The organism is Bacillus sp. 3103sda1 (assembly GCF_024159135.1).
Taxonomy (GTDB): Bacteria; Bacillota; Bacilli; order Bacillales; family Bacillaceae_G; genus Bacillus_A; species Bacillus_A rhizoplanae.
This window is the reverse complement of sequence record NZ_JAMYWS010000001.1, coordinates 4,683,826-4,708,069: the sequence shown is the minus strand read 5'-3', so window position 1 is coordinate 4,708,069 and position 24,244 is coordinate 4,683,826. Positions and strand designations below refer to the sequence as shown.

Below are 24,244 nucleotides of genomic sequence, written 5' to 3'. Positions count from 1 at the left end.
TCCAACTCCTTAATATTTTGTAATTATCATATTTAATATGAGATCTTTTTGTGTAAAAAGATTGCCATAATTTTAAAAAATTGCCTTATAACTACGTTGTTTTTGTTAAAATTTATGTCCGATCTAATATATTTTAACGATAGCACTATGTTGCTTTTTGTACAGCCAATTTTGCTAGTAATAGAGTTGGGTCAACCATCTTCATGTCTGTTTTGAATAAATGAAACAATAAGGGTATTTCAGTGCAACCACCTATAATCACGGAAATTCCGATTTCTTTATAGACATTTAAGATTCTGTTAAGATCTTTTAAATATTGATTAGATGAAATTTTTCCTAGTTTAACATCTTTAATGGTGTTATCAATGATATTTTGTTCTTCTTTAATAGGAGTGATTATTTCATAAGGGGTATTATGAAATGCTTTTTGATATAATCCATCATTTATGGTTGTTTCAGTAGCGAGTAAAAGGATTTTTTTATTGGTAGAGTCTTTTTCTTCTAAAAATATTGATTCCACAGTGGTTTCAATTATGCTATAGAACGGTATTTGAATGGTTGCTTTTATTTGTTCTAGCCATATATGTGCTGTGTTACAGGGCATAATAATGAAATCTGCACCTGCTTTTTCCAATAATATTGCAGATTTGACTAGCTCGGGTAATGGATACGAATGTTGCGTTCGAGGAGGGATTTTAGGGTTATTGTAGATAATAATGCGATGATGTTCTTGTTCTGTTTGTACAGGAGTGTTTAAAATAATTTTATGGAATAAGTCCAATGTTGCTGCTGGACCCATTCCTCCAAGAATTCCTATAGTTTTAGACATTTAATTCTATTTTCTCCTTTGTTAAACTTAATTAATTATCATTCTAGTAGTAATAATATGTTTATAGAAGAATTGTAGTGTGGACGTTATTTTTAATTATCGGCAACTATTTCCAATTCGTGGTTCTGCCAGCCAAAGGCATGAGATTACATGAGAATTTGCACCACGAATAAATGAAAGGATATATCTGAAAAAGAACCTCTTAACATTGTTACAAACAACGAAATTTAAATGCTAAATAAAAACCTCATTTAGACATACTAGGGGGAACCGTATCACAAGTAACGGCAAATTATAAGAAACAACGGGTAAATAAAAACTCAAATATCCGTTGTTTCTTTAGTTTAAATATAGAGATTTACCAAGCATTGTATAAACGAATTCCAATAAATACACGAATATCGCATTTCGTTCTATTAAGGTAGAAACTTTTCTCGCATTAACAAGTGATTAAGAAAAATAATTATCATATTAAATCACCATAAATAAGAAAGGTATAGGGGTGGTAAAGAGTGACCATTGTTTTTTAAATCTGGCCCCAATCTACATGCTGACATAAAAAATAAAAGTTAGATTAGAATTCATAATTATTTTTGTTGCTTCTCTCTAGTAATAAATTTGGCATATTCCAGGGGATTGAGGTATGCTCGATCAATCGTTTTTTTATCATGTGTCCGTAATGTATTTTTTCCGGTTTTTACGTTACATTCTATGAACCATAAATGGCCTGTTTTATCTAGTCCAAAATCAATACCGATTTCACCAAAGGCACCGTAGGATAGTTCAATTTTCTCGTAAATATAGAGAAGAAGCTTCTCCAGCTGTTTTTTCAATTTTGTGGTTTCATCATCTGTATAACCCATCTTATTTTTGAAAAAATCATCGAATGGATAAATCGTCGATTGTGTACGGGTATTCGTAACAGGTGAATTTTTTGTACCTAATCGTATAGTATGCGCAACACATTCTAATTGCCCCTGACCATTACGCTGTATCTCAGACCTTATGTCCGCAGTTCTATCATTTAATTGAATTAAGTCAATGGCTTTTTGCATAATAAATGGCTTGCCATTATAAAATAACTTAATTGCCTTAAATAGATCATTAAAATTTTTAAAAGTGGCCGTCTTTAAAGATGATTTACCAAAACGAGTGTATTCATAGCCCTCCGAGTTCATAGTTACGCACATAATTCCGATTCCATTATTTTTACTTAGGGCTTTAAGAAAAACTCTAGAGCTTTTTTTGAACATTCTCTTTAGATCTTTTTTGTTTTTACAGAATCTTGTTTCTGGTAAATGAGGTCGTAATTCTTCATATTGTCTTAATTGCTGATCAACATGCCATTTATCAAAACAGTGTTGGCTATTTATGCTGGGAATGCCCATTTCTTCAAATGTATTCCTAATTTTATCAACAATATTTCCCTTATTTAAATTGGATGACCTACGGTTATAGTAAACATCTGGAAATGGAAAGTCAGCTTGAGTCCATTTTTTTTCCTCTGTATCAAAAAAAGTCCCATTTATAAGCTTTTGTTCAAAATTCACATCTTTGTCCGAAAAAAAATATAAATTTGTATTTGCAATTTGGTTCATCTTTTGAAGTCTACCCTTTTTCTGTTTATTAAGTTTTCTATCGATGACACGCCTTTTCACATGTACACCTACGTAAGGTTTATTCTCATTTAAATCCATATTAAATTGACCTCCCCAATATAGATGTTCTATTGTATGCTTGCTTTTTTGGGAGGTATAATCATACAGCCCTTTTTATATAACTTTGTTACCCATTTTTATTATTGCATTGGGACGATTAATGACTAAAGAGAAATAAATTGTTTTGCAATTTCATTAATTTTATAAAAACCCTTCATTGGCCTTATCTTCTAGCTAATTTTTTACATACATATTTGTTTAGTCCTTGTTCAACTAAGGCTGGCTGATAGATGAATAGAATTCAATAAAAGTGATAAGGTTAGTATCGTCAATGGCACTAATCTTATTTAAAAAAGTAAAGAGTTTGGAACTATTTCCAAACTCTTTTTAGGTTTAACCCTTCTTGAATATAATCCTAAACTGAAATCGGACTTATTATCATCTGGTAAATTAGAACATAAGCTAGAAATCCCAATTTATTTTTTCTTATTTTTAAATCAAGATTTCTAAAAATTCGTTTTTGATATCGATACATAAAATAATTTTTTAATATGGTTAAAGGTAAGACAAATAATGTCGTAGCACCAACGATCCAATAGTATCCAAAAAACGCAAGAACAAGACCCGGTAATCAACAGAAAGTATACACTATATCCAATTAGCATAAGACAGTAGAATTAAACAAATATGCGATATTAAAACTGTTTTTCATTCAATAAATAAACTAGAGATTATGTTTTTATCAAAAAATGAAATGGTTATTTAGAAGAATTAGAGGATGGGGCATTTAATTTATTAAAGAGAATGAATTATAGAAGATAAGAGGTAGATCAAAACTAATAACCCCTATGGTCTAGTTCACAAATATGTGAACTAGGCCATAGGAGCTGTAGGTTATATTTTATTTATTTCGCATTAACGGGCAGTAAGACCCCGATTGATTCAACTAACCATCAGCGGGGGATGAAGCCTCCCCACTGATGGAAGTTTCATTTTATCAGAGTTATTATTTTTTATTTCCAAAAGGCAGTCCAGATATGTAGCCAACTCCTCCAGTCTCCTGAATACCTAAGCCTTGTTTCATCGCTTCTTCTAATTTAGTTTTGTCGACGGCTGTAATTTGTTTGCCCTCAAGGTCTTCACCTGGATGCTGATAGTTGCTTAAGATATAACGGAAGCCGTTAGCATCGTCAACTGCTCTTAATCCTGTTGCTTCTGCTCCAGCAGGAACTGAAAGAATTCTTGATAGTTGCTTAGTTTTAACATTATAAGCCCATACAAAGTTATTTGTGTGCATAGAGCTGTCTTCTCCAATGAATAACGTGTTTAAATCGTTTGAGAAGGTTAGGTTATCAGGATTTGCTACTTTGTCTGGTGCAGCTGTATTTCCGTAGGCATCTGGAGTTTTCAAATCTTCTCCAACAATAAGTCCTTTCATACTAGCAGGTACGAATTCACTTTCGATGTGACGGCCGCTGTTATCTTTTTGTTCGCTGTTTAGGTCTATCTGCCAGGTTACGCCAGAATTAATAGCGGGTAGCTGAATATCGTCTTGAATACTGCCTTCTTGTTTTTGCATACTGCCATTTTGATAGGACATAGCGATATACGCTTTTTTATCTTTCTCATTAACAGCGAGGCCTTCCATTTTATTAAATTCAGATGTTGCACCTAATATAGCGCCATATCTGCGAGATTCTAAGAATGCAGCTGCTTTTTCCATTCCAGGTTTTACTTTAAGGTACTCGATGTTTTTATTTGCTGATGTTTTGACTGCCGTATAGCCAGCGGTAGGCTGAGTTGCTGTATCAAAAATATCACTGAACTTGACACCTTTATCAATAATAGCTTTTATTTCTTCATCAGTTGAATGACCCAACTTAATCCATTCTAAGTTTCCTGCACCGCCATTTTCAGCACTTGTTTGTTTAAATTTAGCTGCGTATAGCGTTCCTGCAGAAAAATCTTTCTTTTTATCTGCCACATACATAAACATCATCGTATTTCCGCCATCATCACCAAATATTGCCGTTTTATCATCAGGTAAAACTTGCATCAATTCATGGGAAAATCTTCCTGTACTATAATGTTTGACAACGGAAGATTCTCCTTGTGCATTAACGGAGATTTCAGGAATCCAGCCATAAAAGTAAGGGTTTGCTTTAGATTTATCACCAAAGTAGTAGTTAGCAAAGTTTGTAACAGCTTTATACGAACTGGATGTAGGGTCTTCGAATGAGCGTGCATCTGGTTCATATTCTTCTGAGCCAAGATGAGTGTTCCACTCTGTTGTAGTTCCATTACATGGATTCCAAAGACCATTTACGTTTGAAAAATCAATTTTTTTGGCGTTATTAACAGTTAGTTCGCCATTTTCTTTATTTTGATCAACTTGTGTAAGAGTCATAGATGCCGGTAGACCAGAAATTGACTTTCCTGCATTATCTATTGAATCATATTCATAATGAGAGATAATATAAGATTTTCCAGCGACCGTAATAAAACTATTGGAGTCAGGTGCATCAGAAATAAAATAAGAAGGCTTGTCCGGAACACTTTTATCGACAATTGGATTCCCTTTCACGTCAATAGGGGTGCCCGCTGGGATCATTTCACCTTTATTTTTTACAATTTTATCTTTGGATAAAAATAGAGAGCTGTAATCAAGAGGCGTTTCTTTCACACTGCCGTCTTTATAGGTGATTTTCACCTTAGCCTCTGAATAAGTTTTGACCATGTTTTCAATAGTAGTTGGAGCTTTCATAGAAGTAAATTCTACGCGCTCTATTTGGTTGTGTTTTTGAGACTTAGAACTGTGATCAAAATCGGATGCAAAAGTCGGAATTGCAGCGGAAGCCATTATAGCCATAGAAAGACCAACTGAGAATGCTTTTTTCATAATGATTTGATTCCTCCTAAGATTTTAATAATTTTATTAAATCATTAAATTGTTAAGAGGATATTAAGAAATACTTTTTACTGTTGAGAATTTATTAAAATAATAATAAATTTATCGAAAAATTGGCAAGAAGACCCCACCTTCAATACCCTCTAAATATCGTCTCATTGCTCGTATTTTTTCTTTTGAAGAAAATTTAGCCATAAAAAACTACACCTCCAATTGTTAGAATATGTCTAACAATTGGGGTGCAGTTCAAATTAGGAATTCTTCATTTCATCCACTATTTTTTCTGCTAAACGTCGATACATATTACTCATGGTTACGAAAGATGTAAGCAATAAGAACTTCTCAAGATTTTCATCTTCGAAGATGGCTGCTTCTGCTTTCACTTCGTCTACTCGATTGTTTACATCATTTTTAAAGGTGTTGATATTTGTTTCTGTTAGATGGAGGTAACTTTTATAAAGAGCATCTAGTTCAAAATCGTCTTCGTGTACTAATTTTTCATTCATTTCAACTAATGAGCTTTTTATGTCGTTAATAGAAAGTGCCCCTTTTAACTGATAAATTAAACTAATTAAGATTATATGCTCTTTAGAGTATTTTTTATTTTTAATAGGAAAAAACAGTTTTCCTTTTGCATAGTTGTTAATCATGGTTTTCGTTAGTACTTTTTCATCTTCATTTCTAGTTGTCATGTTGTAGCTATTTTCAAATAGCTGAACGACTTGATCTACATATAAATCTACGTTAGGGATATCTTCAAGTGTAATTTTTTTTTCTAAATGTAATGTTTCTAGTAAATCTTTTATATTTTCCATATGAAATCCTCACTTTTATAGGAATGATGTAAATTTTTATATCGATATGCCCACCTCAAGGTTATGAGAAAACAAGGTGAGGGGTAGCTGCTGGCATGTGCTCGGTTGGTTCAACTAATTATCAGTGGGCAATAAAAACTCTCACTGATGGAAGTTTCACTTTATTAGTGATTATAACTTTCCGTGGTTATTCCTGTATGTTTAATTATAGTATTATGAAACAGATTTCTTGTAAATGTTGACCTTTAGAATTAATTACTATATAATCACATGTAGTTATTAAAACTACATGTGATTATATAGGGGGTCGTTAATGTGAATTCTTATGTGAGAGAACCGGTTAATGCATTTACGCATTTTGGAGGCGCAGTTTTATCATTTGTCGCACTTCTTGCCATGTTAGTGAAAGTTTCTATAAACATGCCGTCTGTCACTACAATTTCAGCAGTCATTTTGTTTGGAGTGGGGATGATGATTCTCTACGCTGCATCCACTGTATACCACATGGTTGTTGCAAATGATCGTGTCATTTATTTTTTTAGAAAACTGGATCATTCCATGATTTTTGTTTTAATTGCAGGTACATATGCACCTTTCTGTTTAATTACATTACAAGACGACAAAGGTTTGCTATTGTTCATATTGGTGTACGCAACTGCTATGTGCGGAATTATTTTTAAAATGTTTTGGTTTAGCTGTCCTAGGTGGTTATCGACATCTATTTATCTTTTAATGGGATGGTTGATTATATTCTTTTTTGCTCCATTATCAGCAAACCTCAGTGCAAATGGCCTCGTGTTATTGATATTAGGAGGGGTATTTTATACGATTGGCGGATTTATTTATGGTGCAAAACCGAAATGGTTGGAATTTAAATATATGGGCCATCATGAAATCTTTCATATTTTTGTGTTACTAGGTAGCCTTGCTCACTTTTTATGTGTTTACTTCTATGTAATTTAGTATTTGGATATAAATAAAAGTTAAGTTGTGATAAGAAACTTTACAGCTTAATGAATTTTTGTATATAGAGTGTCGTATAGATGGATAAACTCACAAATATTGCATAGATAACTCCTATCTAAGGAAAAAAGATAGGAGTTTTTTCGTTAAAAAAGAGCCAGGAGTAATACCCTCACTGATAGAAGTGCCATCTAATTGTAATGATTTTATAAATAAAGGAATTTTGTGGGTTATATACTATTTTTTTAATCATTTATTTTTCTCCCGAATGCTGTTATTATATTGATATCGTTTTCATAATGTATACTTTTCATTTTGAAAGCGCTTGATTCAAAATTTATATGCACTTCAAATGTATTACCTGTTGCAAATTTTTCTAAAGACAAGCAGTTCCTCTGCTACATGTTATTGGAGAAGAGGAACTGCTTTTTATTGTTAAAACTATTAAAAAATGAATGTATGATGTAAGGAGGTATCGTTGTGAAAAACAGTTTTGTTTTTCACAAGAATATATATGGGTGATGTTGGATTATTGCTTTCCGGTGCAGTGCTCTTTTTAAATAGCCTTGTAATGCTAGGAAAAGCGGAAGAAAAGAGTATTGGTGTTTTTAATTTATTTGTAGGTGTACTGCAAATTATTATTCCTTTTTATTTAATTGTAGTGTCCGATCAAAGCAATTGGACAGTGTATTTATATGCGGCTACTTTTTTATTTGGTTTAACTTATTTATACGTAGGAGTTACTTTCATCGTAGGATTAAAAGGTGATGGATTAGGCTGGTTTTCTCTTTGGGTAGCAATTATTGCACTATTCTACATGGTTGTGGCTATTATACATTTTCAAGATATTGTTAATGCGTTAACTTGGTTAATGTGGGCGTTTCTATGGTTCTTATTCTTTATCTCTAATGTGCAGAAAAAGAATATCAATCATTATATTGGAAAAATAGCTTTTGTACAGTCATGGGTTACACTGACGTGCCCAGCGCTCCTCTCCTTGATAGGTGTATGGAAAAACTCTTATGTATATAACCTATGGATATATGTATCGATTCTTTCGATTATATATTTCTGTGTTTGTACGTTTAAATTGAAAGCTAATGTAAATGCTGCTCAAAAAAATATAGATGCACACACGAGTTATTAGTTAGTTGCTAATCCTCTCAAGGATTGATGAATGCTTCGATTATATAGGTGTTTGGCATCCTGAAAAAGTAGCTTAATAGTTGATATTAAAGCATTTCGTAAGAGGAAAAATAATAAATAACATTGTCTTTTATAAAGAAAACAAGCTATTAATAGCTTGTTTTTTTTATGTTACATTGGTGTAGATACATATTGTTTAAAGAAAATTTAAATTTACCAGTAAAACTTTTTATTCAGTTTACAAGAATACGTTCTGAAAGTACCATTTATATTGTAAAATGAGATTAGTACGAATTATAAGGACAGGAGAGATCAAGCTTCGATTATGCAAATGAAAAACCTGTTTCAAAGCAAAGGGTTTCAGAGGTTAGTTATATTAGGGTTACTTGTGCTCATATTATATGGGTTGAAAAGTATGTTTAACTTAATCTTAATTACATTTATTCTTACGTATTTAATGGACCGATTTCAAAAATTTATCTCTCGTAAACTGGACCATTTTTTACCGATTAATAGAAGAATAATTATTGCGTTTCTCTATATAACATTGGTTAGTGGGATTGTTATTACATTATACAAGTATTTACCAATTCTAATGATACAAATTACACAGCTCGTGTATCAGTTCAATATATTTGTACGAAATCCACCTGATAATGAGGTAATTAAATATTTAGTTTCTGCAATTGATCATATAGAGTTATCGAAGTATGTGAATCAAGGTGTTGACATCATTTATAGTTCATTAGCGAATATTGGGAAAGTAAGCTTGCAAATTTTACTTTCACTCATTTTAAGCTTATTTTTCTTGTTAGAAAAATCTCGGATTGTTGCATTTACAGTAAAGTTCAAAGAAAGTAAATTGGCTGTTTTTTATAATGAGATTGAGTATTTTGGAAAGAAATTCGCTCGCTCGTTTGGAAAAGTAATTGAGGCCCAATTCTTTATTGCTGTTATAAATTGTGTGTTATCTGTTATTGCCCTTTGGATTTTAGGTTTTCCGCAGTTGCTCGGGTTAGCTTTAATGATTTTCTTATTGGGTCTTATTCCTGTTGCAGGTGTAATTATATCACTGTTTCCGCTTTGTATAATTGCTTACAATATTGGGGGCACTGTATATGTACTATACATTTTAATTATTGTGGCAGTCATTCATGCGATTGAAAGTTATTTCTTAAATCCAAAATTTATGTCAGTTAAAACGAATCTACCTATTTTTTATACATTTATGATTTTAATTTTCTCTGAACATTTCTTAGGAGTTTGGGGATTAATTATAGGGATTCCGATCTTTATGTTTTTATTAGATGTGTTAGAAGTAACAAGTGATGAGAAAGAAGAAATGGTGAACAAGAAATAAAAAGCATCTATTTTGATGCTTTTTTATTTATAACTTACATTTTTGTATGCCATACTGTAAGAAAAGATAGTGGGGTGAAGATGTGGCTGTAAACGAAAAATATGAATTTGCAACATTTGCCGGAGGGTGTTTTTGGTGCATGGTGTCGCCATTTGAAGAGATGGATGGCATTATAAAGGTTGTATCTGGATACACAGGTGGACATAAGGAAAATCCAACGTATAAAGAAGTTTGCTCAGAGACAACAGGGCATTATGAAGCGGTACAAATTACTTTTGATCCAGAGCGTATGCCGTATGAGCAATTACTTCACTTATATTGGCAACAAATTGATCCAACTGATGCTGGAGGTCAATTTCATGATCGCGGACAATCGTATGAAACAGTCATTTTTTATCATAGTGAAGAGCAACGCGAGGCGGCAGAAGCGTCTAAACGTGAATTAGAAGAAAGTGGACGATTTTTGAAGCCGATTGTCACAAAAATTTTACCGGCTGCAACATTCTATCCTGCAGAAGAATACCATCAAAGCTATCATGAGAAAAATTCGTTTCGATATGCGTTATATCGCCAAGGTTCGGGACGTGATGCGTTTATCAAAAAATATTGGCCAAAGGATAATACTCATCTAAAAGAAAAACTCACAGAAATGCAATTTTATGTTACACAAGAAAATGGAACAGAACCACCATTTCAAAATAAATATTGGGATTATAAAGAAGAAGGTATTTACGTTGATATCGTTTCAGGAGAGCCTTTATTTAGTTCTTTAGATAAATTTGATAGCGGTTGTGGGTGGCCTAGTTTTACGAAGCCGATGTTATCAGCAAGTATAAAAGAAAAAATAGATGTGAGCCATAATATGACGAGAACGGAAGTACGCAGTAAAGATGCAGATTCTCATTTGGGACACGTATTTCCAGATGGGCCGGGACCTAATGGTTTACGCTATTGTATTAATTCTGCTGCACTTCGTTTTATCCCTAAAGCGGATTTAGAGAAAGAAGGATACGGAGATTTTCTCATCTTGTTTAGACGCTAAAAAATATAACAGCCTGTTCCGCTTATTTCATTTTTGGAACAGGCTGTTATTACGTTATTTTTATTTCATGTATAAACCGTTTCATTTAATTAAGTTTTACACTTTTTATAGAAATGGTAATCGTGTGAGTTTTTTCATATATTGATGAATCACATAGATTCCATAGCTTTGAATAATAAAGAAGCTTGGAATGATAAAATATCGATATCTTGTCTGTATTTCTATTAAAAAGTGAATAGATATATATCCGATAATAAGTAATAGGAATAATGTATACTGAAGGTTTTTCTGCTTTGTGAAAAGAAGGTATAATAATCCAATCATACCAAATAGCATGGTTGCAATATAAATATATTTTTCATATTCCATGGCTGTATCAGCTAATTCTTTTTTATTTAATTGATTTAAGCTCCAGTAACCAGCGGAATCAAGACCTCCCCACATATAGGAAAATTTATCTCCAAAGAGTGTGAATAGCTTTTCTTTATCTGCAATTCGCTCTTTAATGAGCTTCATTTCTAATTCTTTTCTTTCTTCACCTATTTCTAGACGCATGATTTGTTCAGCATCGGATGTTGAATATAATCCTGTTGTTTCGTGGTTAAGTCCTACGACAAATTTCCAAAGGGGATCACGATTAGATAAAGGATACTGTGTAACTCCTGTAGCAATGAATGCAGAGCTCACGAGATAATGGACAGCATAAAAGACAAAAAGAATACCAATAAGTTTCTTTGTTGTAGTAACCATTGATTTCTTATCTTTCCCAAGAAACCCGTGAAGGAATAGATAAATAATAACTGCTAATAAAATAAAGCTACCTAGAGGACGTGTTATATCACCAAGCGCTAGTGTAATCCCTACAAAGATCCAAGTATATTTACTATAGAATCTTTTTGACACTAATAAATAGAACCCTAAATAAAATAAAAATGTTGCAAGGTGGTCATTAGCTAAGACAGAGCTCATCATAATGCTTGGAATAAAAAAAGCATATAATAGTCCAGCTATACGCCCAGTCCACTCATTAAAAATGTTGCTTGTAATACTATATATACATATGGTAGTTCCTGTACAATAAAGGACATTTAACAACTTCAAGATGAATATATGGTTACCGAATACATTGATGATAAAAGCTTGATACATCGTAAATCCAAGTTGATATACCCATGCTGTATAGTAGGGAGAACTTGAAAAACTATAGTCACCGTGAGCAGCTTGTACAGCACTCCTATACATTAATGCAAAGTCAGATTCAATTGGTGTTGGGACTTTTAGAATCCAAATGAACCGAAGGGTAAACGTGCAAAGTATTAACAAAATAATAAAGGCAGTTTTAGAAAGATATTTATTACAAAGGCAAGTTAGTAATATCAGCAAAATCATAATGATAATTACAATTGGGCCGCTAATAAGTGTTCGAACACTTAGAGTTTCTTTAACAGTTAAATAAGAGCTCCAAATAGTAAAAGCAAAGATAAGTAAGCATAAAAACACGAGGCATTTTGCTAACAATGAATTTAAACGATTCCATTGTAGGGTTAACATGGCTTATTACACTCCTTGTTTTTATTAATTTTCAAGGTGAAGTATAGTAATAATTTATGTATTTAGATGGGAATAAAGCGCACTCTTCATAAGAATGCAATTTTTTAAACAAGGTAAAATGTTTTTCCTAAAGAAGAAATAATGAAATATGCCTCTTGTCTTAGACAAGAGGCATATTTTTATCCCGCATTAACGGGCAGTAAGACCCCCACTGATGGAAGTTTCACTTTATTGATGAGCAGCTTTTTCCGCCCATTCCTCTACGTTCCAAACTTTTGTAATCCAACCTTCATAAAAGTCTGGTTCGTGGCAAACAAGAACGATTGTCCCTTTATAGGCTTTCATAGCGCGCTGTAATTCATCTTTTGCTGTTACGTCAAGGTGATTTGTTGGCTCGTCAAATAATAGCCAGTTACTTTCTGTTGCCATTAATTTGCATAAACGAACTTTTGCTTGCTCACCACCACTTAGTTGGCTCAATGGACGAGAAATATGCTCATTTTTTAAACCGCATTTCGCAAGCATTGCACGTACTTGATGTTGGTCTAAGTGTGGGAACGCATTCCATACATCATCAATTGGTGTAATACTTTCTGCTTTTACTTCTTGTTCAAAATAAGCTGGCTCTAAGAAATCACCAAGGCTTGTTTTTCCGCTTAGCGGTTTAATTTTTCCAAGAATCGTTTTGAGTAATGTTGATTTTCCGACACCATTACATCCGACAATGGCGATTTTCTCACCACGTTCAATTGTCATTGTTAATTTCGGTAATAGAGGGTGTGTATAGCCAATTTCTACATCTTCTCCTTCGAAGACAAAGCGGCTGCTTGCACGGCACTCTTTAAAAGAAAACTCAGGTTTCATAGCAGTTTCTGGACGATCAATACGCTCCATACGCTCCAACTGCTTTTGACGGCTTTTTGCACGTCCTGTCGTTGAGTAACGCGCTTTATTTCGTGCGATAAAATCTTCTTGCTGTTTAATGAACTCTTGTTGTTTTTGATATGCTTGTAAATGTTGATTTTTGTTGATTTCTGCTAGTTCTAAGAACTTTTCATATGTTGCTGTGTAGCGTGTCATTTTTGAGAATTCCAGATGGAAAATAACATTGACACATTTGTTCATAAATTCTGTATCATGGGAAATTAAAAGGAACGCATGTGGATATTCCTTTAAATAGTTTGCTAACCATTGAATGTGTTCAACGTCTAAATAGTTGGTCGGCTCATCGAGTAATAGCACTTCTGGTTGCTCAAGTAATAGTTTAGCAAGCAATACTTTCGTACGTTGTCCACCACTTAATGCTGAAACATCACGATCTAAACCAATTGCATCAATTCCAAGACCGCGTGCTGCTTCTTCAATTTTAATATCTAATAAATAGAAACCGCCTGCTTCAAGTGCATCTTGCGCTTCTGCCATCTGTTCAAGTAGTACTTCTAATTCTTCTGGTGATGCCGTTGCCATTTTTTCAGTAATTGTATTTAACTCTTTTTCTTTCTCAAATAACGGTAAGAATGCATCTGTTAATACGTCACGAATAGTTCTTCCAGGCGTTAAAATTGTGTGCTGGTCTAAATATCCGTAATGCGTACCTGGTGTCCATTCTACACGTCCTTGATCATGAATAAGTTGCCCTGTAATAATATTCATAAATGTTGATTTACCAACGCCGTTTGCGCCGACTAAGCCAACATGTTCTCCTGCTAATAAACGCATTGATACATCTTTAAATAATGTACGATCGCCAAAGGTATGCCCTAGGTTTTCAACTGTTAATAAGCTCATAGTGTCCTCCGCCCTGTTTGAAATAGTATCTTGAATCATGATACTAAATTCTTAAATATAAAGCTATCTTTAAATTATCACGTATTCCTTATGAATGGGATATGTAACTTTATGGGAAAAAGTTATGTTTGTACTCAGGAAGAATATGAATTGTTGTAACTATCGATTTACCTTACAATAATGTAATTTTTTTGTAAGATAAATCGATAGTTGATTCCTTTTATATATTATACACTTTCGTTAACAAGGCCTTATGAACATATAGATGAATAAATATAATGATAAATACGATGATGCGTGCTTTATACCAAGATGATAAATTGTCATTATTTTATTCATCACTTGTTTAGAGATTATAAAAAATCTCCTTGTTTTTTTGTAAGTTAAAACCCTATAAAGAAAAAGCAACTGTCCAGCGAAGGATCAGTTGCTTTTTCTTTTATCACGCTATTCGCGGGCAGTAGGACCTCCACCTCAAGATTGAGAGAGAAGTGCAGTAGATAGGTGGGGGCTAACTGTCCCGTAAAAGCCCGATTGGTGAGGGCTTTCCATCAGTGGGGATAAAGAAACTCCTCACCGATGGAAGTTTCACTTTATTTAAAGTACCCTCTGACAATTCCTTTTAAGCGATTTGCATGGAATTTTCGTTTATCGTTAGAGATGTTTTGCATCGTACGGAATGTAGCAGCAGCAATGGCACGTACAAAGTAAGGGAATCCGTAATGCAAGCGAATGACTCTGCCGAAACCTCCAGCATAGGAAATTGCTCTTTTCAATGATTGCTCATTAATGACTTCTTCTTTTACAGGATGATATACGAAAAGGTCTTTCTTAAATACACCTGTATATCCATTCTTCATACCGCGAAGTACGAAGTCAGTTTCTTCACCGGCTCCATAAATCGTTCCTGATCCAACTCCTAAGTCTTCATCAAATGTGCCTACATCTTGTACAAATTGTTTCGTGAAGAATAGTGCAAAGGAAGGTCCCATGAAGCCATATTTGTTATTTAAAATGATGTCTGTTTCTGGTGCGTGTATTAAAGAGCCTGTCCCTTCTACATTTGTTGTATTGGTAGAGACAAAGTGAATATCTTTGTTTTTCCCAAACGTTTCTTGGATGCTTTCTAATACATTTGTTTCGTAAATACAATCGTCATCTGGAAAAGCAATAATATCGCCGTCAATTACTTTTAATCCTGTGTTACGTGCACGAGATAGACCTTTAATTGGTGTGTATATATAGTTGATTGGGAATTTCTCTTTATAATCTTCAAATAAATCAGAGATTGGTATATCATTTTGATCAACTACGATGAGTTCAAAGTTTTTGTATGTTTGTTTTTCTAGCGATGTTAGTAAATCTATAATATCATCACGTCTGCCGCAAGTGGCCATGATTAAAGAGAATTTCAATCGTAACAGCTCCTTTAAGAAATTTCGTTAGCAGGAGGATTGAGGAAAAGATGTAGTATCCTTTCCTCATGTGTATTACGCTTTTTTAAATTTTATTTTATTTAAAAACATAAAGAGAATTTCATCTTTTGTTACCAATAAGATAAGAGCGTAAGCAAATATATTTACTGAAATTGTGATAAAAGCAAATGATAGCGTGTTTTTGAAATACATCTTTACAATAAATGTTAATGGAATAAACGTTAGTGAGTAAAGTAAATATTTTAATTTGCTCATATCAAACAATGTGTAATTTACTTTTAATTTCTTCTTTACATACATATATTCCAAAACAATCAATAAGCAGTTTGCAATTGTTGTTGTGAAAATAGCAGTTGCTGGTGTGAAGACATGAAAGATAATTAATGAAATATCTAATACAAGGTTTGTGAAACCGCATATGAATAAAAAGCGAACTAAAATATGTTCTTTCTTCTTCACATAAATAATTTGGTTCGATAGAATCGACTCGATTCCTACGGAAACCATATATAGAGCAAAAATAGATAATGTATTCCCAGCAGGTGCAAATTCGGATCCGCCATAAATAACAACAGCAGCATGAGAAATTAAAATGAGGCCAACAGCAGCAGGGAAGAGTGTAATAAAGTATACCTTTGAAATCTTATTTAATAATGTTTCATACTCTTTTTCATCAGCATTTCCTGATAAATAGGATAGTCTTGGAATGGTAACTTGAATTACGCTGACCATTAGTGTATTAACAATGGTCATCATTTGAAAGGCCATTACATAGAATGCCACATACTCTGCACCTAAATATTCTCCAAGTAAGAAACGGTCTAATTGTGTATACAAGATGCTTGTATTTGAGAAAATAACAACTGCTAGTAATGGTTTTAAGTGCGGAACGATTGTAATATTAGAGAAATCAAATTTTATTTTCCGCTTAATGTATATAAAGCTAGTAAAATGATTTAAAAATGTTGAAAGAGCTAATAGTGCTGCATATTGTTTATAGTCGTTTGCATTATGAACGATTATAAATAATAGCACAACGTAAGTTAATCTAACACAAATGGTCTTTATAGCAATAAAATCATATTTTTCATGAGCCTCATTTACCCATTCTACGTAGAACATATTCGAAATGAAGTTAAATCCGAAAATAACTAACACCGGGAATATTTTTTCATTGCCATAGCCGATGTAACTAAATATTAAAAAGGTTGTTAGAGCAAATAAGCTTGTCATTAAATTAATAAGGTAAAGGTTTGTGAAAAGTTGACTTACCTTTTTTTTATCATTTTTTATTAAGCTCATTTCTCGTAATCCATATTGATAAATACCAAATACAGCAAAAATGAAGAAGTAATTAAAAATCGTATCAGCAAAGTTAACAGTTCCCATTGATTGTGCTCCAAGCGCTCGGTAAGCGTATGGTCCAACGAGTAAGGGGAGAATAATGTTAAAGACATTCAGTGCAATCTTATACAAAATGTTTTTAAATAGTGATTTTTGCATAACTAGATCCTTCTATACATAATTTTATGGAGTTCATGATTTGTGCTTTATCTATTACACATTTCGTAATTATACGATTTATCTTATGTTGTGGGCAAATTTTTTTAAAAGCCCTAGCTAACTTATAAGTAACCTTATCAGTGTAACGCACGTAAACTTTGTAAAGCAACTTATGGAAATAATCATTGATGAAAACGGATTTTAAATGTCATATTAAAGATTAAGAAGAAGTATGAGAAACCACCATCCTAATAGAGGATGGTGGTTTCTTTAATTATGCATTCCACGGTTTTTGGATGGTTAGTACTTCTGCCATTTCTTTACTTTTTAGTCGGTTCAGTTTTCGTTTTTCTGCACGTTCTGCACCTGTATTATATAACCATTGCTCTTCTTCTGTTTCAGCAATTAAACCTGGTACAGAGGATGGTTTTCCGTCCTCTAATGCCACGAAAGTAATGAAGCAAGTAGCAGCAATGCGGCGTTCACCGCCTAATAAATCCTCTGCAACGACTTTTACGAATACTTCCATAGAAGATCTTCCTGTATAACAAACGAATGCTTCATAGCAAACAGAATCAGTTTGATGAATTGGTGTTAAAAAGTCAACAGAATCGATAGAAGCTGTCACACAGTGTTTACGACTATGACGTGCAGCTGCGATAGAAGCAATGCTATCAATTTCTGCTAATAATTTTCCGCCAAATAATGTTTGATGGTTATTTAAGTCATTCGGAAAAACACGTGTTGTTTTTATCGCCTTGGATTCTCTCATAAATTTCTTTTCCATATTATCTACTCCTGTTTATTTTGTTCTAATGATATCCATAAGAACTCGATTTGTTCTGTTCATTATTTATAGTAATTAATGAACAGAAGTTTCACTCCATATAGATTGTAGTGTAAAAGAGATTTCGCTTACATTGCAAGGAGAATATGTGATGTTACTAGCTTTGTCATAGAAATAGGCTACCAGCACTCCTTTTATTCATGATAAAATCATTTTGTTAAAAATATAAAGTTAAAGGGAATAGATATCCTTTAACAAAGAGAAAAAGAGGTGCAATGCAATAGAATTATGAGTAATGTACAGATAGGCTTTCATTCTTTTTTTAACAAGATAGTAGTTGGACTCATGTTCCTCTTTTTTTTATATTCATTTTGGTATTCTTTTGAAGAGGTAAGCAATATTTTTGATATAAACTCTTCTAGTTTAGTGATTGTGTTAGGTGTTTGTATCATTTTAATTTTGCTGGCTACATCTATTTTACAATATCGATTTACGAGTAAACAATTTATTATTTTTCTTATTTCAATTACTGTGGTACTTCGCTTTCTATCAATTGTGTCGATGGGAGCCCCACTTGAAGGTAACGCGAAGGTGATATATGAGGCCGCTAAGCAAATTGGGCAAGGAAATACTAGTTTTAGCGGACTAGAAAATCTTGTACAATTACCTTTTATTATGTATGAATCCTTTTTTATTCGTTTTTTTGGAGATGCAATGTTTGTATTAAAGATATGTAATATCTTATATTGCGGGGCTACAGCCTTTTTTATTTACAAGCTTGCTTCTACGCTATTTCATGAAGAATGCGGCCGAATTGCAGCTATGTTGTATGCTTTATATATTCCTAATATTGTACTTTGTTCCGTGTTAACGAATGAACATTTAGCAACATGTTTATTTTATTTTGCATGTTACTTACTTATACATAAAGGTTTAAGTCACTCGTATATGTGGGGAGTGGCTGCTGCTTTATTTGCTTTTAGTAATATGATTCGTCCATTAGGTTTATTTTTGATTATAGTCCTTGTTATGTACCTTGTAGTGGTGGAAGTTTTGCAAAGTGCAGAACGAAAAAAAATGCTTTTTAAAATAGTAGGTGTATGCGTTATATTTTATGGTGTCCATTACGGAGTAAGTTACGCGTTGGCAAAATCAAATAGTTTACAATATACATTTACAAATGATCAGTATGTTCAATCTGTATTAGTAGGAGGAAATGAAAAAACAACAGAACAAGAGAAGAAAGAGAAAAAAGAGTATACTGTGGATTTTATAAATAAAAAGTTGAAAGCAATAGAGATGGATCAGTTTACCTCTATTCAAATGAGTTTAGGGGAATTTCAGAAACAAGGAATACAAAACACTCTTATAAAGGGTGGGTACCTTATATATATAATGATTACAATATTTGCAGCAATTGCTATGTTACATCTTCTATTTCAAAAACCGGGAAATGAAAGTTATATGCTGCTTCTATTCATTACAGGAGGCTATTTATTTACAAGATTTATGGATATGCGTATTGTATATGATGGCATACTAGTCCCTAGTTTATTGATATTACAAAGCTATGGGATATATAAAGTATATCAATATTGTCAAAAGCTGTTTTTTAAAAAATAAAAGAATCCTCTAAGTAGGATTCTTTTTTCATCTTTAAAAATGCTTAGCATGATTGTTCCCCCTCTATATATTTATCCTGCTATCTCTAGACAATAAGCCCCTACCTCAAAATTTAAAGATGGGATTCCTTGTTGATAGAAGTTTTACCTTATAAAACGTTTGCAATGTTTGGCATTTTATTTATTATAGCTTTTCTTTAAATTTTTATATTTGATTTAAGTGATTCTAATAACATAAAGAAAGAGAATTCTTCCAAGAATTCTCGTTTGTATGAAAATAGATCAATGACCTTTATTCATTTTTGCATGTGTCTTAAAAAAGACTGGGAAATGTACATTATAGATAAAAGTTACAACACGTATAGTAAATGTCACAAGTAAACAAATATAGAAAGCTAATACGTGTGATCCCATTTCATACGTAATAAGAAAGCTAATTGCACCTAGAATGGAGGCAATTGCATAAATTTCTTTACGAAAGACATATGGGATATCTTGAGCACAAATATCGCGTAAAATTCCACCGCCAATACCTGTAATTACTCCCATAGAAACAACTAAGAAAGAAGCAGTCATATGATGGGTAATGGCTGCATTTGCACCGATTGCAGTAAATACGCCTAAACCAACAGCGTCTGAGAGCATAATAACAACTTGTAATTTATGAATTCTTTCAAAAAACATACAAGTAAATAATGCGGCTAAGATGCTAATGAAAAAGTAAATGGGTTGAACAAATGCAACTGGAGGTAAGTTTCCAATCATAACATCGCGAATTATCCCGCCGCCAAGTGCAGTTGCTACAGATAAACAAAGGACACCAAATAAATCAAGTTCTTTTTTCAAGCCTACTAATGTACCAGAAATGGCAGCTGCGATAATACCGAGAAATGTAAATACATCAATTAAAAACATTGCTCCAATCCCTTCCTTCTAAAGATGTTCCAAGGAAAGAATATACACTAAAGTTATGAAAATAACAATTACTGTTTCGCTACATGTAAAAAAAGTGAAAGAATAAGGAAAGAAAGCGTTTGAAAATGCTATTTAAGGGTGAATAAATTATAAAGTGAAACTTCCCTCAGTGGGGGTCTTACCGCCCGTTAATGCGGGATAAAAATGAGGTTTTTAAAGATTTTATTATTCAATTAAAATACCACTTAGTCAATTGAGGACTTATGCTATAATAAGTATTTGGAACGAGTTACGATACTTACAATATTTATCGGAGGCAAAGATGTTAAATAACAATAGTTTAGGTTATAAATTCGAGAGCTTTCTATTGATTTTTATTATATTACAACCAATTATAGACTTGCTTACATCATTTTGTATTTTAGTGCTCAAAATTGATGCAACGGTTGGAGTGATATCGCGTTTCTTTGTTATGGCTCTTGCTGGTATTTATATTCTCATGCAAGCCCGTGTTAGAGAAAACCGAAAATATATTATATATTTACTTGGACTAGGAATTGTCCTTGGATTAGGATTTTTAAATAATAAAATGATTAAGAATCCGATGTTACAAGGAGAAGAGATTAAGTTTATCGCAAAGACGTTATACCCATTTGTCATGATAAGCTGTTATATTCTAGTATTTAAGTCATTAAAAATGAAAGAAACGATGCATACAAAGATGAGAAATTATGTAGCGTATGCAGCTTTAATTATAAATGTGGTTATGGTTGTATCTATCGCAACGGGAACAGATTCTAATAGTTATGAATATTTTAAAGAAGGTTCACGTGGCTGGTTTTTTGCAGGGAATGAACTTGGATCGGTTTTAGCAATAATATGTCCAATTGTTGTTTTGTATTCTATTGAAAAAACAACAAGCTTGGCAAAGAGTTATTTTTGGATTCCGTCTCTTTTAATAATATTTTCATTATTTGCAGTTGGTACAAAAGTAGGAGCGGGAGCTATTTTCTGTACAGTTGCTATTGCTATTTTTATGTGCTTTATACAAGCATTTTTACAACGGAAAGAGCATAATAAAAAGCCATATTTGTTAAATGGTTTGATTGCAACAGTTATATTTGTAGGAGTATTGGGGTATTTTCCGTTCTCGCCAATATATAAAAATACAAGTATTCATGTTCAAGTTTTTGAAAAAGTACAACGAGAGAAAAAACAACAGAATAAACCTGTTACACCAGAGGATATTAAAAAAGAGAAAGAAGAAGAGAAACAGGCTGAGACACAATCTCTCATTTTCAGTGGACGTGAATTATTTACACAGATGTATAAAGACTTTTATAAACAAGCGCCTATGTCTCAGAAGTTACTTGGTATGGGGTATGGTGGTAACTTTAAAGATGCCCCAAAATTAATTGAAAGAGATTTCCATGATTGGTTTTACACATTTGGAATTATCGGTTTCATTTTCCTTATGATTCCATTTGTGTATTATGGTTTGAGAATCCTAATGGTATTTATAACAAGGTTTCGTGATATGTTTACAGTTAAGTATGCGTTGTTAGCTGCGGGTCTTTTGTTAGCATTAGGAATTGCTTTTACAGCAGGTCACGTATTAACGGCACCAGGGGTAAGTATTTACTTTGCTGTATTATTGGCATATTTAATCGTAGATTTAGAAATAGAATGATGGAAAAATAAAAGCTAGCATTATGTTAGCTTTTATTTTTTGCTATAGTAAAACAAAGGAAAAATATATTGATGGAGGAAGAAAAAGATGAAAGTGTTACATATGAATGCTGGAGCAGAAACAGGTGGCGGAAAAACGCATATTATCTCACTTTTGTCGCAATTTCCGAAAGATGGAGTAGAATTAGCAGTATTTGAAGAAGGTCCAATTGCAAGCGAAGCGAGAGCGTTAGGGATAAAGGTACACGTGTTTTCACAATCATCTCGCTATGATATATCTATTCTCTCAAAAATACGTTCTTTTATTAATGAAGAACGTTTTGATATCGTTCATACACACGGAGCAAGAGCAAACTTTTACCTTTTGCTATTAAAAAGAAAGATAAGTGCCAAATGGGTTACAACAGTTCACAGTGATCCAACACTGGATTTTATGAAACGTGGTTTAAAAGGATGGATTTTTACAAAGTTAAATTTACGTTCGTTTAAGAAGATTGATTTGTTTTTTGCAATTACAGAACGTTTTAAGAGAAATACGGTAAAGCTAGGTGTACCAGAGGATAAAATTTGTACAATCTATAATGGTATTGAATATGATCTTACACCAGCAAAGCCTTATAACCTAGAGGAGCAATTTGGTATACAAGAAGACGTATTTACAGCGATTCAAGTAGCGCGTCTTCACCCTGTTAAAGGGCATGAAATATTATTTGAGGCATTACAAAATACGGAGATTCCAAATATAAAAGTATTGTTACTTGGCGATGGTCCGATTGAGAATGAGCTAAAAGAAATGGTAAAACAAAAAGGAATAGAAGGTAAAGTACTATTTTTAGGACATCGTCAAGATGTAAAAGAATTATATGCATCGGCACATATTAACTTACTTACATCACATAGTGAAAGTTTCTCACTTGTTTTATTAGAAGCGGCAAATCAACGTTTAACTTCTATTGCTACAGATGTTGGTGATATGTCAAAGCTCATTGTCGATGAGACATATGGCTGGATCATTCCAACTGGCGATGCTGAGGCTCTTGCTCATGCATTAGAGGAAGCATATGAAAAATGGAAGAATGGTGAATTGGCGGAAATGGGTGAGCGTTTATATATGCATGCGTCTTCTCACTTTTCTTTACGAAAGGTGTATGAAGATACGCATAAAGCGTATGAAAAGCTTTTATCGGAGTAACTATTATACTAAATTAGGAAAGTTAGACTACCCGTAAAAGCCCGATTGGTTCAACTAACCATTAGTGAGAAGAGAGTTCACTGATGGTTAGTTGAACCTTATAGAAATAGAAAAGATATTTGAAATAGAGAGGATTTTAAATATGGCAGTGCAAACAATTGATATTTTAGGCGTGCCCTTCTCAACGATGACAATGGAAGAAACGATTCGATATATGCTGCAGCAGCTAGAAAAGGAACAAGAGAATACATTCCAAGTTGTAACGGCAAACCCTGAAATTGTGATGTGTGCAAAAAAAGATGCTAAATTCCATGAAACGCTTCTTCAGGCAGATATTATTACACCGGATGGAATTGGCGTAGTAAAGGCAAGCGGTATGCTAGGTACACCGTTAAAAGAGCGTGTAGCAGGTTTTGATTTGATGAGTGATTTATTTAAAACATTATCACAAGAGAAGAAATCGGTATCTGTCTTTTTACTTGGAGCAAAGCCGCATGTTGTAGAAAAAGCTGCTCAAACTTTAACAGAAAGATATGAAGCGCTATCCATTGCAGGTACACAAGATGGATATTTTAAACAAGAGCAGGAAGAAGAAATTATTGCACGTATTCAAGAAGCGCAGCCAGATATTTTGCTTGTTGCGCTTGGATTCCCAAGACAGGAAAATTTTATTCAGCAGAATAAACATCGTTTAAATACAAAAATAGCTGTTGGTGTTGGGGGAAGTTTTGATGTTTGGGCAGGAGAAGTAAAGCGTGCCCCGAAATGGATTCAAGCTATTCATTTAGAATGGTTTTATCGTTTATGCAGCAATCCAACACGCTGGCGTCGTCAGCTCGTATTAGCTGAATTTTTAAAAGAAGTGGTTCGGTCGAAAAGGTAGCAATTTTTTGCTACCTTTTTTCTATGGAAGCTTGTATATGTAACTTGCCTTTTCGTTTCGTAGAGTAAAACACATATGCATGAGTTGTTTTTTTCATGGGAAAGATAAGGTTTATGTAGGTGGTTTGTCTTCTTTAATATACAAAAAAGTATTTTAC

General features: G+C 33.1%; 18 protein-coding genes. 8 read left to right on the top strand and 10 right to left on the bottom strand.

Translation table 11 applies throughout. The features are described from left to right. Positions 1–145: 145 nt before the first annotated feature. The 4 genes from cuyB to NKR74_RS23570 form a co-directional block, all read right to left on the bottom strand. Entirely contained in the window at positions 146–829 is a 684-nt protein-coding gene (cuyB, locus tag NKR74_RS23585; protein WP_253631031.1) for a cysteate racemase, read from the bottom strand. 587 nt (positions 830–1,416) lie between these two features. Beyond that, entirely contained in the window at positions 1,417–2,526 is a 1,110-nt protein-coding gene (locus tag NKR74_RS23580) for a YheC/YheD family endospore coat-associated protein (protein ID WP_253631030.1), read from the bottom strand. A gap of 967 nt (positions 2,527–3,493) precedes the next feature. Next, entirely contained in the window at positions 3,494–5,386 is a 1,893-nt protein-coding gene (locus NKR74_RS23575; RefSeq protein ID WP_253631029.1) for a PhoX family protein, read from the bottom strand. Between the two features lie 260 nt (positions 5,387–5,646). Continuing rightward, positions 5,647–6,210, bottom strand: coding sequence for a DUF1836 domain-containing protein (locus NKR74_RS23570; RefSeq protein ID WP_253631028.1), 564 nt, complete (start codon positions 6,208–6,210; stop codon positions 5,647–5,649). A gap of 315 nt (positions 6,211–6,525) precedes the next feature. Between NKR74_RS23570 and trhA the strand changes: the two genes are divergently transcribed. The 4 genes from trhA to msrB all read left to right on the top strand — a co-directional run bounded on the left by trhA (position 6,526) and on the right by msrB (position 10,721). Beyond that, positions 6,526–7,173, top strand: coding sequence for a PAQR family membrane homeostasis protein TrhA (trhA, locus tag NKR74_RS23565; protein ID WP_253631027.1), 648 nt, complete (start codon positions 6,526–6,528; stop codon positions 7,171–7,173). A gap of 514 nt (positions 7,174–7,687) precedes the next feature. Continuing rightward, positions 7,688–8,320, top strand: a complete 633-nt coding sequence (locus tag NKR74_RS23560; RefSeq protein WP_098310166.1) for an AmiS/UreI family transporter — start codon at positions 7,688–7,690, stop codon at positions 8,318–8,320. Positions 8,321–8,644: 324 nt separating this feature from the next. Then, entirely contained in the window at positions 8,645–9,679 is a 1,035-nt protein-coding gene (locus NKR74_RS23555) for an AI-2E family transporter (protein WP_098310116.1), read from the top strand. Positions 9,680–9,761: 82 nt separating this feature from the next. Beyond that, entirely contained in the window at positions 9,762–10,721 is a 960-nt protein-coding gene (gene msrB / locus NKR74_RS23550) for a peptide-methionine (R)-S-oxide reductase MsrB (protein ID WP_253631026.1), read from the top strand. A 105-nt stretch (positions 10,722–10,826) separates the two neighbouring features. On the opposite strand, the gene NKR74_RS23545 is transcribed toward msrB, so the two are convergent. The 5 genes from NKR74_RS23545 to NKR74_RS23525 form a co-directional block, all read right to left on the bottom strand. Then, a complete protein-coding gene (locus NKR74_RS23545; protein WP_253631025.1) occupies positions 10,827–12,272 on the bottom strand; it encodes an ArnT family glycosyltransferase in 1,446 nt (481 codons plus the stop codon). Positions 12,273–12,500: 228 nt separating this feature from the next. Further along, the gene (abc-f, locus tag NKR74_RS23540; protein WP_253631024.1) at positions 12,501–14,099 is read right to left on the bottom strand and encodes a ribosomal protection-like ABC-F family protein; all 1,599 of its coding nucleotides are present in this window, start codon (positions 14,097–14,099) and stop codon (positions 12,501–12,503) included. A 554-nt stretch (positions 14,100–14,653) separates the two neighbouring features. Then, on the bottom strand, positions 14,654–15,475 hold the full coding sequence (locus tag NKR74_RS23535; protein WP_253631023.1) for a glycosyltransferase family 2 protein: 822 nt from the start codon (positions 15,473–15,475) through the stop codon (positions 14,654–14,656). 75 nt (positions 15,476–15,550) lie between these two features. Continuing rightward, the gene (locus tag NKR74_RS23530; protein WP_253631022.1) at positions 15,551–16,999 is read right to left on the bottom strand and encodes an oligosaccharide flippase family protein; all 1,449 of its coding nucleotides are present in this window, start codon (positions 16,997–16,999) and stop codon (positions 15,551–15,553) included. A gap of 274 nt (positions 17,000–17,273) precedes the next feature. Then, positions 17,274–17,786, bottom strand: a complete 513-nt coding sequence (locus NKR74_RS23525) for an acyl-CoA thioesterase (protein WP_098310110.1) — start codon at positions 17,784–17,786, stop codon at positions 17,274–17,276. A gap of 270 nt (positions 17,787–18,056) precedes the next feature. Between NKR74_RS23525 and NKR74_RS23520 the strand changes: the two genes are divergently transcribed. Beyond that, entirely contained in the window at positions 18,057–19,409 is a 1,353-nt protein-coding gene (locus tag NKR74_RS23520) for a glycosyltransferase family 39 protein (protein ID WP_253631021.1), read from the top strand. 281 nt (positions 19,410–19,690) lie between these two features. On the opposite strand, the gene NKR74_RS23515 is transcribed toward NKR74_RS23520, so the two are convergent. After that, on the bottom strand, positions 19,691–20,323 hold the full coding sequence (locus NKR74_RS23515; RefSeq protein ID WP_098310108.1) for a trimeric intracellular cation channel family protein: 633 nt from the start codon (positions 20,321–20,323) through the stop codon (positions 19,691–19,693). Positions 20,324–20,645: 322 nt separating this feature from the next. Between NKR74_RS23515 and NKR74_RS23510 the strand changes: the two genes are divergently transcribed. From NKR74_RS23510 to NKR74_RS23500, 3 genes are all read left to right on the top strand, one after another. Further along, on the top strand, positions 20,646–22,013 hold the full coding sequence (locus NKR74_RS23510; protein ID WP_098310107.1) for an O-antigen ligase family protein: 1,368 nt from the start codon (positions 20,646–20,648) through the stop codon (positions 22,011–22,013). Between the two features lie 87 nt (positions 22,014–22,100). After that, the gene (locus tag NKR74_RS23505) at positions 22,101–23,204 is read left to right on the top strand and encodes a glycosyltransferase (RefSeq protein WP_253631020.1); all 1,104 of its coding nucleotides are present in this window, start codon (positions 22,101–22,103) and stop codon (positions 23,202–23,204) included. Between the two features lie 142 nt (positions 23,205–23,346). Beyond that, positions 23,347–24,087, top strand: coding sequence for a WecB/TagA/CpsF family glycosyltransferase (locus tag NKR74_RS23500; protein WP_253631019.1), 741 nt, complete (start codon positions 23,347–23,349; stop codon positions 24,085–24,087). The last annotated feature ends 157 nt before the right edge of the window (positions 24,088–24,244 follow it).

Excerpts from the sequence above, each read along its gene's own strand:
- NKR74_RS23560 (WP_098310166.1), top strand. The coding sequence starts at position 7,688 with ATGGGTGATGTTGGATTATTGCTTTCCGGTGCAGTGCTCTTTTTAAAT.
- NKR74_RS23530 (WP_253631022.1), bottom strand. The coding sequence starts at position 16,999 with ATGCAAAAATCACTATTTAAAAACATTTTGTATAAGATTGCACTGAAT.
- NKR74_RS23580 (WP_253631030.1), bottom strand. The coding sequence starts at position 2,526 with ATGGATTTAAATGAGAATAAACCTTACGTAGGTGTACATGTGAAAAGG.
- cuyB (WP_253631031.1), bottom strand. The coding sequence starts at position 829 with ATGTCTAAAACTATAGGAATTCTTGGAGGAATGGGTCCAGCAGCAACA.
- NKR74_RS23500 (WP_253631019.1), top strand. The coding sequence starts at position 23,347 with ATGGCAGTGCAAACAATTGATATTTTAGGCGTGCCCTTCTCAACGATG.
- NKR74_RS23545 (WP_253631025.1), bottom strand. The coding sequence starts at position 12,272 with ATGTTAACCCTACAATGGAATCGTTTAAATTCATTGTTAGCAAAATGC.
- NKR74_RS23575 (WP_253631029.1), bottom strand. The coding sequence starts at position 5,386 with ATGAAAAAAGCATTCTCAGTTGGTCTTTCTATGGCTATAATGGCTTCC.
- NKR74_RS23515 (WP_098310108.1), bottom strand. The coding sequence starts at position 20,323 with ATGTTTTTAATTGATGTATTTACATTTCTCGGTATTATCGCAGCTGCC.
- NKR74_RS23505 (WP_253631020.1), top strand. The coding sequence starts at position 22,101 with ATGAAAGTGTTACATATGAATGCTGGAGCAGAAACAGGTGGCGGAAAA.
- NKR74_RS23555 (WP_098310116.1), top strand. The coding sequence starts at position 8,645 with ATGCAAATGAAAAACCTGTTTCAAAGCAAAGGGTTTCAGAGGTTAGTT.
- NKR74_RS23570 (WP_253631028.1), bottom strand. The coding sequence starts at position 6,210 with ATGGAAAATATAAAAGATTTACTAGAAACATTACATTTAGAAAAAAAA.
- abc-f (WP_253631024.1), bottom strand. The coding sequence starts at position 14,099 with ATGATTCAAGATACTATTTCAAACAGGGCGGAGGACACTATGAGCTTA.
- NKR74_RS23510 (WP_098310107.1), top strand. The coding sequence starts at position 20,646 with ATGTTAAATAACAATAGTTTAGGTTATAAATTCGAGAGCTTTCTATTG.
- NKR74_RS23525 (WP_098310110.1), bottom strand. The coding sequence starts at position 17,786 with ATGGAAAAGAAATTTATGAGAGAATCCAAGGCGATAAAAACAACACGT.